The sequence below is a fragment of the Microbulbifer sp. SAOS-129_SWC genome, from assembly GCF_039696035.1.
Classification (GTDB): Bacteria; Pseudomonadota; Gammaproteobacteria; order Pseudomonadales; family Cellvibrionaceae; genus Microbulbifer.
On record NZ_CP155567.1, the window covers coordinates 978,351 to 992,706 of the forward strand.

Consider the following 14,356-nt stretch of genomic DNA (forward strand, 5'->3'; position numbering starts at 1 on the left):
AATTCGGCAGTGCCCTCCCTGACAACTGCAAACTACTATCAATAGAGGCTTGCTAGAACACTAGAACATTTTTTTCGCGGGGGGAGTTTCGTTCGAACAAAGACACGCCTTTGGCGCCTATTGCTGACTATTTTGGTGTCAATAAATTTTTTTCTGACAAGAGCCCGGTCGGGGTGGAAAGGTCCGCATCCGGGTGGGGAATCGCAGCGCTACAGATTGTAGGCGAGGGTGGTATACCAGTAGCGGCCGCTGAGGTCGTAAGTGCGTCCGTCGTAGTTGTCATTGAATGCGGTGGCGGCGAATGGCGGCTCGTGATCGAGCAGGTTGTCGATGCCCACGGCGAAGCGCAGGCCGGCGGGTAGCGCATAGGCCAGCTGCAGGTCGTGACTCGCCCAGCTGCCGATCTTGCGGGTGACACTGGTATTGGCGCGGGTAAACCTTTCTTCCAGGTCGCCAACATAGTGAACGGTATAGCCGCCTTCCCAGCGCCCCTTGTGCCAATAGATGCCGGAATTCGCTTTCAGATGTGGCAGCGAGCCGGCGCCGCCGCTGGCGGGGTCGACAAAGGTGCCGGCCAGGTCCTCGACCGGCGCACCGGGTGCGGCCTGGTTGAGGTAGTGCGCCATCTGGCTCGCGTTGAGTGCCAGGCGTACCTGTCCCAGTTGCTCGGAAGTTTTCTCATAGCGCAGCGCGAGGTCGACGCCGCGCACTTCGCGTGCACCGATATTGAGCCGGGTAGCGTAGATCTTCACAATATCGCCGCGCGCATCGCGCTGCACCCGATTGGTGAACAGGCCGCCATAGGCGTTCTTGTTGATCAGGTACTGTGGGCTGGTATCGATGACGTCATTCTGGCGGATATCGAACAGATCCAGCGTGGCGCTGAAGCCGCGCGCCCGGGCGGGTGTCCAGACAATGCCGAGGGAGCGGTTGTCCGAAGTCTCGGGCTTCAGGTTGGGGTTGCCGCCAAACTCGGTCAGGTATTGAATGCGCGCGTCGTCTGCCTGGCCGCGACAGCCCGGCAGGCTGTCGGCATTAGTGCCGGTGCAGGGGTCGAACAGGTACTCCTGGCTCTGGTAGCCGCTCTGGTGCATATCGATCAGCGTCGGCGCCTTGAAGCCGGTGGCGTAACTGGCGCGAACCAGCAGCGACGGCAGCGGACGCCAGCGCAGGGAGATTTTGGGGTTGGCGGTACTGCCGAAATCACTGTAGTTGGAAAAGCGCACGGCGCCATCGACCCAGAAGTGGTCTTCCACCAGTGGAATGGAAATCTCCCCGAAGGTCTCGCCGATCAGTCGCTCACCCGCGGCAGAGCCGGATGCACTGCCGCCGATAAACGACAGCCCGCCGGCGTCGGTAGATTCAAAATCGATGGATTCGCGGCGGAATTCCACACCCGCCGCGGCGAGGATGTCGCCAGCGCTGATGGTGCCCAGTGTCCCGTTGGCCATGTAAATCAGTGACGCCATGCGCGTGGCGCCATCGACCAGACTCTGGCCGCGGATATAGTCGAGCTGTTTATCGTCAATTGCACCGCTGGGGCCGAGCAGGTTGACCGGGACGCAGCCGGTATCGGCGTTGCAATCGGCCGGCCCCTTCAGGCCCGCAGACAGCCTGAGTGGATCGATCAGGTTGCTCATTTTCTCCGTGGCGTGGGTGTAGTGCAGAGCCGCAGTCAATTCCCACTGCCAGCTATCCCACTGCCCTTTAAGCCCGGTATTGAAGCGCCAGGTATTGGTGCGGTCTTTCTGGTCGCGGGGCCCCAGCTCCAGCACGCGCTTGCGCACGTCGGTAATGTCGAGGTCAAACGGGTTGTAGACATTGTCGGCGCGGATGCTCAGGTCGCCGTTGTCGAAACGCGTGAAGACCGGTGTGGGCGCCAGCGTGGTATCCGCGCGCGTGCCCACCGCCATCCCCTCGACAAACAGCAACGTGTTGTCCGCCAGGTCCAGGTTGCCCTCGAAATAGACGGACTTGCGCTCGGAGGGCACGACTGCGGATGTGTATTCGCTGTAGTCGTAGCGGTCTTCCTGGTTCCAGGGGCGGTAGCCGCTGTTGTCGTCATTGGTGACGACCGTATCGTTGCCCAGGTCAATAAAAGCATTTGGGGATGCCGCAGAGCGCAGGTCGGTGCCGCCGCGGCCGCGGTTGTCGGCCGAGGCGGAGAGCGCCCGGTCGCGGCTCATCAGCGCGCTCTGGCGGTAGTGGGCGAGGCTCAGCATCAAATGGCCGCGTTCGCCGGACTTGCCCCAGGTTGCATGGTAAGACTCGGTTTGCTGGTCGCCGCGGTCGGCGACGCCGTAGTAACTGTTGACCGACAGGCCCTCGAAATCGCGGCGCAGGATGATGTTGACTACCCCGGCAATGGCATCGGAACCGTACACGGCCGAGGCGCCGTCCTTGAGGATTTCGATGCGGTCCACCGCCGACAACGGAATACTGTTGAGGTCCGCCGCGCCGCCACCGAAACCATTGCTGACGATGCGGCGGCCGTTAATCAGCACCAGGGTATTGCTCGCGGGCAGGCCGCGCAGGGTGACGGTGGCAGTGCCGTCGCCGCCGTTGCTGACCGACGTGCTGGTGGAGTTGCCGGCCACCGCAGGAAGAAACTTGAGCAGTTCGGCAATCGTCTGGGCGCCGGTGATTTCCAGCTCCGGTTGCGCCAGCACATCGATCGGCGCATAGCTGTCCAGCTGCAGGTGGCGCAGGTGGCTGCCGGTCATGCTGCGGGCGGTGACGGTGACTTCTTCCGGCTGTGCCTGTGGCGGCGGCGTGTCGCTGTCTCCGGAATCGGTCGGGCGCGCGGTCACCGCCACGGCGCTGGGACCGACCCGCTGGTAGGTGAACGGCGAATTCTCCAGCAGCTGTTGCAATATGGATTCGAAATCACCGTTGGAGTCCGGGAAGCTCTGTTGGGGCAGGGTATAGCTGGTGGCGGAAGAATCGCGGACGAGGATGGAGATCTTGCACTGGCGCCCCAGCGCAATAAGCGCGCGCGACAGGTTGCCTGCGGGCAGCACGACCCCGGATTCCGGGCAGCTGGCCGCGGCCTTGCCGGATAATGCCAACAGGGTCGCCAGCGACAGTGTGGCCCAGTGCCTGCTAATCAAGTGTTCGCCCGTCTCGCTTTACCCACCCTGGCGCTGCGCCGGGTGAATTATTCGTTGTCGTTGTAATGGTGATTGGGGCGGGGTAGCAGCCAGTGGCTGTACAATAATCGATCGCCCAACGGGTTTTATAACTCAGATAGGGCTGGGTGACAAGAGAGTCAGGTTAGGGTCGCTGTGATCTTCCTGCAAACCCATGGCGGTGGCGATGGCAGTCAGCGTGTGCTCCGGATCCGACAGCTCGAAGGTGCCGGACAGAGTGCGGTCGCGCACACTGGGGTCTGCAGAAGCGGGTATCTGCAGGTAGCGGTTCAATTCTTCCAGAGCTTCCGCCAGCGGGGTCTGCCGGAACACGAGTACGCCGCGGGTCCAGTCCAGGGCTTCATCGGCGCTGGTGGTGCGGACCTGGCTGAGGCCAGTGCTGGACACGCTGACTTTCTGGTCCTTGACCACTTTGACGGTATCCGGCTGCAGGCCGGTGGCGCTCTTCGACTCGCTCACCGCCACGGTACCGCCAGTGACGGAGACGCGGGTGCTGTCGGGGTTGCGCTCGATATTGAACTTGGTGCCGAGCACGCGGACGTTGGCGCGGCCAGCGGCGACGGTGAACGGGCGTGCGGTCTGGCGCGCCACCTGGAAATAGGCTTCGCCGCGCAGCAGTTCGGTGTGGCGCTCGCCACGGGTATAGGCGACGTGCAGTTTGGAATTGGTATTGAGCTCGATACGGGAGCCATCGCTGAGCGTAACAGTGCGAGTCTCGCCGATGCGGGTGACATAAGTCTGTTCGCGCAGCTGCTCCCCGGCCAGCCACTGGTTGCCGACCCACAGGGTCACCACCAGGCAGGCGGCAACCAGGCCGCCGCCCATCAGCCACTGGGGCAGGCTCCAGCTGTCGTTGGCCGCGGTACCATCGGCAGCGGTCACCACTTGTGGCGACGTCGACACCGCGCTGTGTGCATTTTGGGGGATGCTTTCCGGGAAGAGTTCGTCCAGCGGCATATGGGCGAGGGCGCCGAGATCGCCCCACAGTTCGGCCATCTCGTCGAAAGCGGCGCGATGCGCCGCCGAGCGCTTCATCCAAGCGGAGAAATCGCGGCGATCTGCGGCACTGACAGCATCCGAGCGCAGGCGGGCGATCCAGGCGCAGGCCTGGTCGAGCGCTTCGTCGCTGACTGTTTCCTTTCTATCCGCTGAATTCACCGCTACCTATACCTTGCTCTTTGCGACCGGACCGCCAGGGATCCGGGTTTCTGCTGTTTAGTTTTCGCCCAGCTTTGGTGCATTTTAATAAATTTGGGCCGTTTTGGCGCGTTTTTTTCCGTGCCGACGGCGATTGGCGCAATAAATAAGACCAAGTGCGCCCTAGTTTAGCATTCTCTGTCCCTTTAACCTGATTTTTTGTTATCAGATGACTCGGTTCTTCAATAAGACGGCTGACTTGCCGTCTCCCTCAAGAGAATTTGTCGCGGAATCGGCTCTGGTCTGCACAAAGCCTGTGCGTCCCCACACAGTTCCGCAATTGTTTTGCGCCGAACCGGTCGCTGGCTGCGCCGGCACCTGCCTCGCTGGCGATTTGCCATACGGCCATGTGGCGGGGGCAAATCGGGGCAGAAGGGCGCTCAGCGGTAGGATTCCACCCGGCGGCGACAGGTCTTGAGGGCTTGCAGGATGTACTTCTCCACGCTGCTGACCGAGGTGTTCATCTCCGTGGCGATCTCGTTGTAGGAGAGGCCGCGGGTGCGGTGTAGCAGGAACGCCTGACGACACTTGAGGGGCAGGCTGTCCATGGCGTCGTGGATCGCCTGCAGCTGCTGACGGGCCGCCAGTACCCGCTCCGGAGACTGCTGGTCGGCGTGATCGTCGCCGAGGGTTTCGCCCTCTGCCGGCATCTGCTGGCTGACGTATTCCATGTGCAGCTTGCCGCGGCGCAGCTGGTCGACGGCAAGGTTGTTGGCAATCTGGTAGAGGTAGGCGCGGGGGTTGTCCAGCTCCTTCTCCGAATTCAGCTTCTGCAGGCGCAGGTAGGCGTGCTGGGCGATATCTTCGGCGTCTTCCGGGCTCCGGACAATGCGTGTCACAAAGCGCACCAGTGCCTGGCCGTGTTCGGCAAACAGCTTTTCCAGAAGCGTTTTCCGAGCTTTGTTCATCGGTTGGTGGGATCCCCGTACTGCGCAATTCGTTTTGGTTTTTGTTATGCGGGCTGGTCTCGGCTCCCTGCAGCTGCTCCGCATCGGGCGGAGTGGATATCTGACAGGAATGCAGGCCAAGTCACAGTTATATCACAGGGGTGGAGGCGCCGACGAGGGGCGAATGCGGTTTCCCGGTCAGGGCAGCCGGTCACAATTGTGGCTGCCGGCCCGCTGTCGCGCGCTGCGCCGGCGCGCCGATACCGTTATAATGGGCGCGCGCCACTGGCGCCCAATGAATCACAGGATATGGCGCCGCCGGGCGCTGGAGAGCGGATGAGTTATCAAGTACTGGCGCGCAAGTGGCGGCCGCGGTTGTTTCGGGAGATGGTGGGGCAGGAGCACGTGCTCCAGGCACTGATCAATGCCCTGGATAACGGCCGCCTGCACCACGCCTACCTGTTTGCCGGTACCCGCGGGGTGGGCAAGACCACCATCGCGCGGATTCTGGCCAAGTGCCTGAACTGCGAAAGCGGCGTCAGTTCCGAACCCTGTGGCCAGTGCGCCGCCTGTACCGAAATTGCCGACGGGCGCTTTGTCGACCTGATCGAGGTGGACGCCGCCTCGCGCACCAAGGTCGAGGACACGCGCGAACTGCTGGAGAATGTGCAGTACGCGCCGACACGGGGCCGTTACAAGGTCTACCTGATCGACGAAGTACACATGCTCTCGAACAGCTCCTTCAACGCGCTGTTGAAGACCCTCGAGGAGCCGCCGCCGCACGTCAAATTCCTGCTCGCCACCACGGATCCGCAGAAGCTGCCGGTGACCGTGCTGTCCCGCTGCCTGCAGTTCAACCTGAAGAATATGAGCCCGGAGCGCGTGGTCGAGCACCTGCGCTTCGTACTCGAACAGGAAATGGTGCCCTTTGAGGAGGCCGCCCTGTGGCATCTGGGGCGCTCTGCCGACGGCAGTATGCGCGACGCCATGAGTCTCACCGATCAGGCCATCGCGTTCGGTGGCGGCAAGATCAGTGAGGCGGAAGTGCGCGCGATGCTCGGCAGCATCGATTCCGGCCTGGTGTGGACGCTGCTCGAGGCGCTGGCCGCAGAGAGTCCCGCCGCGCTGTTTGCCGCGGTGGAATCGCTGGCCCAGCAGGCCCCGGATTACAGCGCCGCGCTGGCGGAGCTGGCCAACAACCTGCACCGCATCGCCGTGGCACAGGTGTTGCCAAGTTCCATCGACAACGCCCTCGGCGACGGCGATCAACTGCGCGCGCAGGCCGCGAGCCTGGCGCCGGAAAATGTCCAGCTCTACTACCAGATGGCGCTGCTGGCGCGCCGCGACCTGCCGTTGGCGCCCGACCCGCGCAGCGGCTTCGAGATGGCGCTGTTGCGCATGCTGGCATTCCGCCCGCAGGGCGTAGCCGATATACCCACGGCCTCCCTGCCGGCCGGTGATGCCGCCGCTGCGCCATCGCCGACGGAGAGCCCGGCGGCGCAGGCCGGGCAGGAGTTGCCCGCGGTAAAAAAGCCACAGATGGAGGCAGCGCCGGCTGAAGCCGGCGCGCAGACGAGTGCTGCCGCAGCGGAGCCCGTGGCCCCGGCAGCCGGGTCGCCCGTGGTCCCGCCGCAGCAACCGGTAGCGGATTCTCGTCCGCCGTGGGAGGCAGAGTCGGAAGCGGCCGAGCCCCCGGTCGCCGATCGGCAGGCCCCGGCCACGCAATCCGTGCCGCAGGAATCCATTGTGGCGGAGCCGCGTGCGGCTGTGCCGGACGCGCTGCAGCCTGATGCCAGACAGCCCCGTGACGCAGAGCCGCGGGATCCAGAACCCCGCGCGGACAGCGCCGGCCGGTTCGATACTCCGCCCTCCAGCGCGCCGGCAGCGGTGCCGCCGCGCGCTACTGATGAGCAAGCGCCGCCGGCGGCCGAACAGGTTGCCCCCCCGGTAGCCGAACAGGCCGCGTCGCCAGCGGCGGACCAGCGTGCCGCTATTCGCGAGCAGCTGAAGCAGCAGGTGGCCGCGGTGCAGACGGCACCGCCCACCCAGACCCCGCAGTCGCGCCCGCAACAAGCGCCGCAGCCGCCGGTGGCTGCCGCGCGCCTGGATGCCTTGAGCCCCGGCAGCTGGCCGGCCCTTTACCGCCAGCTGGGCATTACCGGCATACTGCATTCCATTGCCTTCCACCTGGAACTGGTGGGGCGGCAGGACAATATACTTGCCTTTACCCTGGACGAGTCCTACAGCAGTCTGTATGACGAGGTGCACCAGCGCCGCCTGGCGGATGTGTTGAGCGATTTCTTTGCGCAGCCGGTCAGTGTGCAGATCCAGGTCGGTGAAGTGCACGGCGGTACGCCGGCGCGACTGGCCGCGGCCACCCGTGAGGCCCGCGCGGCCGCCGCGCGCGATGCACTGGCGGCGGAACCGCTGGTGCAGGAGTTGCAGAGCGAGCTGGGCGCCGAACTGGTGCCGGATTCGGTCGAATATCTGAAAGACTTGGAGAGCGAGCAAAACTGATGAAAGGTTTTGGTGACTTGATGCAGCAGGCCCAGAAGATGCAGGCCGATATGCAGGAAAAAATGCAGAAGCTGCAGCGTGAACTGGAAGAGCTGCGTGTTCACGGCGAAGCCGGGGCCGGCATGGTCAAGGTGACGATGAATGGCCGTCACGACGTGGTAGCGGTCGACATCGATCCGGACCTTATGGGCGAAGACAAGGAGATGTTGGAGGACCTGCTTGCCGCGGCGGTAAACGACGCGGTGCGTCGCGTCGAGGAAAAGTCCAAGGCCCTGCAGCAGGAACACATGGGCGGGCTGGCTTCCGGCATGAACCTGCCGGAAGGTTTCAAGTTTCCCTTTTGAGTCTCCCGGTGCTGACTGGCCAGGGCAGGGGGCGCGGCGCGCCCCCCGGATTGCCGATCATTTTTATTGTTGAAGTTTTTATATGTTCAGTCCCCTGATCGAAGAGCTGATAGGCGCACTGCGCTGCCTGCCCGGTGTCGGCCCCAAGTCGGCACAGCGCATGGCGATGTACCTGCTGGAGCGCGATCGCGATGCTGCCGGTACCCTGGCCCGCACACTGGAGCAGGCTGTGGCCAGAGTGGGCCGCTGCAGCCAGTGCCGCACCCTGACCGAGCAGGAAATCTGCGCGCTGTGCAATAGCAGTCGCCGCGATCCCGGTTCCCTGTGCGTGGTGGAGACCCCGGCCGATGTGCTGGCCATCGAACAGGCGGGCAATTATCACGGCCGTTATTTCGTGCTGCACGGCCACCTGTCGCCGATCGATGGTGTCGGGCCCGCCAGCCTGGGCATCGACCTGCTGGAGCAGCGGCTCGCCGATGAACCACTGCAGGAGCTGATCATCGCCACCAATCCCACGGTCGAGGGAGAGGCCACCGCACAGTTTATCGCCGAGCGCGCCAAATCCCGCGGTATCGCAGTGAGCCGTATCGCCCACGGTGTCCCCATCGGTGGAGAACTGGAATATATCGATGGCGGCACACTGGCGCACGCCTTCAACAGCCGCACGGCTTTTTTCCCGGGTAGTTGAGGTGCTGATGCCAAACGTAGATACCACACCGGTCTGGATCGACAACAGCGTCGAGCTGGCGCGGTTGTGCGCGCACTGTCGCGAGCAGAGCGCGGTCGCGCTGGACACGGAATTCATGCGCAGCCGCACCTTTTATCCACAGCCTGCGCTGGTGCAGATTGGGGACGGTGAACGCTGTTACCTGATCGACAACCTGGCCATCGACGATCTGCAACCGTTGCGCGAATTGCTGGTGGACGAGCGTGTCACCAAGATCATGCACAGCTGCAGCGAAGACCTCGAGACGCTGGAGCGCCTGCTGGGCATCATCCCCGCACCGATTTTCGATACCCAGATCGCCGCTGCGATGACCGGTATGGGCGCGGGTCTCGGCTATGCCGCCACCGTCAAGACGCTGCTCAATATTGATCTGCCCAAGAGCGAGACCCGCTCGGACTGGCTGCAGCGCCCGCTCAGCGAAGCGCAGCAGAATTACGCCGCGCTGGACGTAGCCTGGCTGCCGCTGGTTTATGGTGTTTTGATCCGGCGCCTGCGTGAACTGGAGCGCATCGAGTGGCTGCACGAAGATTGCGAGGGGCTGGTTTCCGCAGCCCGCAACCCACAGCCGCCGGAACTCTACTACCAGCGTGTGAAGGGCGCCTGGCGCCTGCGCGGCAAGCAGTTGGCGGCGCTGCAGGATCTCTGCGCCTGGCGCGAGCGCGAGGCGCGCCTGCGCGATGTGCCGCGCAACCACCTGCTGAAGGAGGGGGTTTGCCTCAGTCTCGCCCAGCAGCTGCCACGTCATGTCGCCACCATGGCGCAGCCGGGCCTGGAAGGGCGTACCCTGCGCGAGTTCGGCGATACCCTGTTGCAGATTGTTCAGCGCGCCGCCGAGCGAGCCGACGCGCCGCCGGCGCTGCCGCAACCGCTCAGCCGCCGGCAGGGAGAGTGGCTGAAACTGCTGCGCAAAACCGTGAGCAGCGTCGCCGAGCAACGCGGCCTGCCGCCGGAAATCCTGGTGCGTAAAAAGGAGCTGGAACAACTGGTACAGGCGCAGCAGCCGCAGCTGGAGGGCCGCCTTTGCGGCTGGCGCGGTGATGTGGTCGGCGCGCCGCTGCTGGAGACGCTGCGCGCGGCGGTGGAGGAATCTGTATGACGACCCTGTGTGACATCTATCGCAGCCCCCGGCGCGAGGAAATGTATCTTTACACCGACAAGCGCGAGGGCCTGAAGCGGGTGCCGGAAAAGCTGCTGGAAATGTTCGGCAAGCCGCAACACCTGACAACCCTGCTGCTGGCTCCGGAGAAAAAGCTCGCCCGTGCCGATGCTGCGCGAGTGCTGGAGGAGATCCTCGCGCGCGGCTACTACCTGCAGATGCCGCCGGTACAGGAAGACGAGATGCGCTCGATCGCCGCGCTGAACAGCAAGTTGCAGCGCTGAGCCGTGGCCGCAGACAAGCCTTTCTGGCAGCGCAAGACCCTTGCCGAGATGAGCCGCGACGAGTGGGAATCCCTTTGCGATGGCTGTGGGCGCTGTTGCCTGCACCGGTTGGAAGACGAGGACAGCGGCAGGGTCTACACCACCAATGTGGCCTGCCGTCTGCTGGACAGCCACTCCTGCCAGTGCAGCGATTACCGCAATCGCCGGCAGCAGGTGCCCGACTGTATCCAGCTGCGCGAACAGGATCTGGCCCGCTTCGACTGGTTGCCGCACAGCTGTGCCTACCGCACCCTCGCCGACGGGCGGCCGCTGGCCGATTGGCACCCGCTGGTCAGCGGTCGTGCGGAATCCGTGCATGAGGCCGGCATTTCGGTGCGCGGCTGTGTCGTCAGCGAGGAACTGGTGCACCCGGACGATTTCGAAGAACATATCGTCACCTGGGTGGCGGATGATCCCAACCTGTGAAAAGCGTCGGCGCATAGGCTTTTCAGAGGAATTAATAATGTTGAATGGTGAAAATTAGATGCCCGAAGATTATCGATTAGCCTGGATGATTTACGCTGCCGGCACCGTGGTACTGCTGGCGGCAGGCTGGTGGTTTATGCGCAAGTGGCGCTGGGGTTGGCTGCGCCACACCCTGTTGCTGGTCTTCGCCGTGTCACTGCTGGTACCGGCCCGCAGCACCGCGCCCGATGCACCGCTGACGCCGGTGCTGCCATTGTTTGCCTACCAGACATTGTTCGAGGACAACGGCGCTGAACCCGAAGTGATCGCCAATCTGGTGTTTGCCGCCGGCGGCACCTTCGCGCTGATGACGGTCTGGGGGCTGTTCGCTCTGTATCTCGGCCATCGCCGCGAAAAACGCCGCCAGTTCGACGAAGATCCCTATTTTAGCGAGCGCTGAAGCGCGCGTTATCCCCCCGCTGCGGCTCCCCGTGTGCCCACTGCTGTGGGCCCGGAAGCCGATCAATGGCGCCCCATTCCTTCCTCTCCATCACGGTCTCCGGCGACAACTGCTATATCTATAGGGCTGGTTTCGGCCTGGGGCGAGACCTGTCTCGCGACCAACCACAATAGAACAATGCCGCACCTTGCGGCGCACAAACCCGCCCCACCGCCGCGCAATGGGCCCGGTACAAGGGGCCGCCCTGGCAGAAGGAATACGGATGCTCGATCATCTGCTTATTTTGAGCGCAGTCATGCTGGTTTCCGGGATACTCGGTGGCCTGGTCAACTATTACCAGATGCTGTTTACCGAAGAGGATCCGGCGGGCCTCGCACGCTGCCTGATCATGGGGTTGTGTGGCGCCTTGATGGTGCCGATCTTCCTGCAGTTTACCCAGAGCGACCTGTTGATCGAGATCCAGGGCGACCCGTCGCGGTTGCTGCTGTTCACCGGTTACTGCCTGATCGCGGCGATCGCCTCGCGTATGTTCGTATTCAACGCCGCGCGCCGCCAGCTGCGCGACGCGAGTATCGCGCGGGCGCGGGTGGAAAACCTGGAGCAGGAGCTGCGCGCCATGCAGCTGGAGATGATGCCGCTGCTCGAACATGAGATCGAGGGCGATCCGGAGCAGGGGCCCACACTGGATTTCAACCAGATCCGCAAACTGGACGATAACGCCCTGCACGTGCTCAGCCTGCTCAATAATGGCGACTGCGTGTTCCGCTCCCTGACCGGCATGGTGCAGGAGGGCGGTATGGAAACCAATTCCGCGGCCCGCGCCCTCAATAGCCTGCTGGTACTGGAAATGGTGGGCAAGATCCACAGCCATCTCGGCATCCGCTGGTATATCACCGACAAGGGCCGCCAGGTCGTGCACCGCCGCAGCACCGCAGCGGCGGATGGTCGTGTCGTCAGCGGGTGATCTGACCACTCAAATTGTTGCGATTTGCCTTTGGCACCCCCTCGCCTGATCACTTAGTATTCGCCTTTCCCGAATGTGAATACGAGAGTGACGATGAAATTTACCGGCACCGACAGCTATGTCGCCACCGATGACCTGCAGATGGCCGTCAACGCGGCGGTGACACTGCAGCGCCCGCTGCTGATCAAGGGCGAGCCGGGCACCGGCAAGACTCTGCTCGCGGAAGAGGTGGCCAGCAGCCTGGGCTTGAAGCTGATCCAGTGGCATATCAAATCCACCACCAAGGCGCAGCAGGGGCTGTACGAGTACGATGCGGTCTCGCGCTTGCGGGATTCCCAGCTGGGCGTGGACCGGGTGCACGATATCGCCAACTACGTCAAGCGCGGCAAGCTGTGGGAGGCCTTTGCCGCGGATGAGCAGGTGGTGCTGCTGATCGACGAGATCGACAAGGCGGATATCGAATTTCCCAACGACCTGCTGGTAGAGCTCGATCGCATGGAGTTCTTTGTCTACGAAACCGGCGAGACGGTGAAGGCGAAGCAGCGCCCGATTGTCATCATCACCTCGAACAATGAAAAAGAACTGCCGGACGCTTTCCTGCGCCGCTGCTTTTTTCACTACATCAGCTTCCCCGATCGCGACACCATGCACAAGATCGTGGATGTGCACTACCCGGACATCAAGCGTCAGCTGGTGGCGGAGGCGATGGACATTTTCTTCCAGCTGCGCGATGTGCCGGGCCTGAAGAAAAAGCCCTCCACCTCGGAACTGATCGATTGGCTGAAACTGCTGCTGGCCGACGACATTCCCGAGGAAGTGCTGAAAAACCGTGATAGCAGCAGCGCGATTCCGCCGCTCTACGGCGCCCTGCTGAAAAATGAGCAGGACGTGCATATGCTCGAGCGCCTGGCATTTATGGCGCGCCGCGACCGCCGCTAAAAGGCCTCCTCCTCGCAGGAGTCTGCCCCGCAGGCGAATACCCACTCGCCGGGTGCGCCCGCGGGGCAGGCTCCTACAGAACAATGCCGGAACACCCGATAGAACCATGCTGATAGGTTTTTTTCTCAACCTGCGCCGCTACAAGCTGCCGGTGTCGGTCACCGAACTGCTGTCCCTGATCGAGGCGCTGCAGCAGCGCCTCGCGTTTGCCGACCTCGACGATTTCTATTTCCTCGCCCGCACTTGCCTGGTCAAGGACGAAAAGCACTTCGACAAATTCGACCGCGCCTTCGCGGCCTATTTCCAGGAGCTGGAAACGCTCGACGACATTCTCGAGCAGATAATTCCCGAAGAATGGGTGCGCGCGGAGTTCCTGAAACAGCTGAGCGACGAGGAAAAGGCGAAGATCGAGAGTCTCGGCGGCCTCGAAAAGCTGCTGGAGGAATTCCAGAAACGTCTCGAGGAACAGAAGGAACGCCACAGTGGCGGCAACCGCTGGATCGGCACCGGTGGCACCAGCCCGTTCGGCAATAGCGGTTACCACCCGGAGGGCATCCGCGTTGGCGGCACCAGCCGCAACAAGTCCGCGGCCAAGGTATGGGAGAAGCGCCAGTTCCGGAATCTGGACGACAGCGTGTCGCTGGGCACGCGCAATATCCAGGTGGCGCTGCGCAAACTGCGCAAGTTCGCCCGCAGCGGCGCGGCGGAAGAACTGGATCTGGACGACACCATCACTTCCACCGCGCGCAACGCCGGCCTGCTGGATATCAAGATGGTGCCGGAGCGCCACAATGCGGTGAAGGTGCTGATCTTTTTCGATGTGGGTGGCTCCATGGATCCGTATGTGCGCGTGTGCGAAGAACTGTTTTCCGCCTGCCGCAGCGAGTTCAAGCACCTGGAATACTTCTATTTCCACAACTTTATTTACGAACAGGTGTGGAAAGACAACCAGCGCCGTTTCCGCGAAAGCACGCCGCTGCTGGAGGTGTTGCGCACCTATGGCAGGGATTACAAGGTGATCTTTGTCGGCGACGCGTCGATGGCACCCTACGAAATCAGCAGTCGCTACGGCAGTGTCGAGCATATGAACGAGGAGCCCGGCGCGACCTGGATGCAGCGGGTCACCGAGACGTTCGGCAACCTGGTGTGGTTGAATCCGGTGGGGGAGGATTACTGGCAGTACACCGCCAGTATCGGCATGACCCGCAAGCTGGTCGACGATCACATGTACCCGATGACGCTGGAGGGCATGGACCGGGCCATCGCCTATCTGGTCAAGGGGCGCTAGCGCGTTGTGCGAGTGATGCAGGCGCGGCCGGCAGCCGCGACCTGCACGGGCAACTGCTTG

General features: G+C 63.0%; 13 protein-coding genes. 10 read left to right on the forward strand and 3 right to left on the reverse strand.

The genetic code is table 11. The features are described 5' to 3' along the window. Window positions 1–209: 209 nt before the first annotated feature. The 3 genes from ABDK11_RS04150 to ABDK11_RS04160 all read right to left on the reverse strand — a co-directional run bounded on the left by ABDK11_RS04150 (window position 210) and on the right by ABDK11_RS04160 (window position 5,254). Window positions 210–3,110, reverse strand: a complete 2,901-nt coding sequence (locus tag ABDK11_RS04150; protein ID WP_346839039.1) for a TonB-dependent receptor — start codon at window positions 3,108–3,110, stop codon at window positions 210–212. A gap of 132 nt (window positions 3,111–3,242) precedes the next feature. Next, window positions 3,243–4,307, reverse strand: a complete 1,065-nt coding sequence (locus ABDK11_RS04155) for a FecR family protein (protein WP_346839040.1) — start codon at window positions 4,305–4,307, stop codon at window positions 3,243–3,245. Between the two features lie 419 nt (window positions 4,308–4,726). After that, entirely contained in the window at window positions 4,727–5,254 is a 528-nt protein-coding gene (locus ABDK11_RS04160; RefSeq protein ID WP_346839041.1) for a sigma-70 family RNA polymerase sigma factor, read from the reverse strand. A gap of 315 nt (window positions 5,255–5,569) precedes the next feature. Between ABDK11_RS04160 and dnaX the strand changes: the two genes are divergently transcribed. The 10 genes from dnaX to ABDK11_RS04210 all read left to right on the forward strand — a co-directional run bounded on the left by dnaX (window position 5,570) and on the right by ABDK11_RS04210 (window position 14,296). Next, complete coding sequence (gene dnaX, locus ABDK11_RS04165; RefSeq protein ID WP_346839042.1) at window positions 5,570–7,750, forward strand: DNA polymerase III subunit gamma/tau; 2,181 nt, start codon at window positions 5,570–5,572, stop codon at window positions 7,748–7,750. After that, on the forward strand, window positions 7,750–8,094 hold the full coding sequence (locus tag ABDK11_RS04170) for a YbaB/EbfC family nucleoid-associated protein (protein WP_346839043.1): 345 nt from the start codon (window positions 7,750–7,752) through the stop codon (window positions 8,092–8,094). The genes dnaX and ABDK11_RS04170 overlap by 1 nt, the downstream gene beginning before the upstream one ends. 82 nt (window positions 8,095–8,176) lie before the next feature. After that, entirely contained in the window at window positions 8,177–8,782 is a 606-nt protein-coding gene (gene recR, locus ABDK11_RS04175; RefSeq protein WP_346839044.1) for a recombination mediator RecR, read from the forward strand. A 7-nt stretch (window positions 8,783–8,789) separates the two neighbouring features. Beyond that, window positions 8,790–9,917, forward strand: a complete 1,128-nt coding sequence (gene rnd, locus ABDK11_RS04180) for a ribonuclease D (protein WP_346839045.1) — start codon at window positions 8,790–8,792, stop codon at window positions 9,915–9,917. Beyond that, window positions 9,914–10,201 (forward strand): YcgL domain-containing protein, encoded by a 288-nt coding sequence (locus tag ABDK11_RS04185; RefSeq protein WP_346839046.1) that lies wholly within the window; start codon window positions 9,914–9,916, stop codon window positions 10,199–10,201. The genes rnd and ABDK11_RS04185 overlap by 4 nt, the downstream gene beginning before the upstream one ends. A gap of 3 nt (window positions 10,202–10,204) precedes the next feature. Then, window positions 10,205–10,666: a YcgN family cysteine cluster protein gene (locus ABDK11_RS04190; RefSeq protein ID WP_346839047.1), complete on the forward strand. Its 462-nt coding sequence runs from the start codon at window positions 10,205–10,207 to the stop codon at window positions 10,664–10,666. A gap of 58 nt (window positions 10,667–10,724) precedes the next feature. Continuing rightward, window positions 10,725–11,105 carry a hypothetical protein gene (locus tag ABDK11_RS04195; protein ID WP_346839048.1) on the forward strand — a complete coding sequence of 127 codons (381 nt, stop codon included), beginning with the start codon at window positions 10,725–10,727 and terminating at the stop codon, window positions 11,103–11,105. Between the two features lie 262 nt (window positions 11,106–11,367). Then, window positions 11,368–12,069 (forward strand): YEATS-associated helix-containing protein, encoded by a 702-nt coding sequence (locus ABDK11_RS04200; protein ID WP_346839049.1) that lies wholly within the window; start codon window positions 11,368–11,370, stop codon window positions 12,067–12,069. A 93-nt stretch (window positions 12,070–12,162) separates the two neighbouring features. Further along, a complete protein-coding gene (locus tag ABDK11_RS04205) occupies window positions 12,163–13,008 on the forward strand; it encodes a MoxR family ATPase (RefSeq protein WP_346839050.1) in 846 nt (281 codons plus the stop codon). A 106-nt stretch (window positions 13,009–13,114) separates the two neighbouring features. Then, entirely contained in the window at window positions 13,115–14,296 is a 1,182-nt protein-coding gene (locus ABDK11_RS04210) for a VWA domain-containing protein (protein WP_346839051.1), read from the forward strand. Window positions 14,297–14,356: the final 60 nt, after the last annotated feature.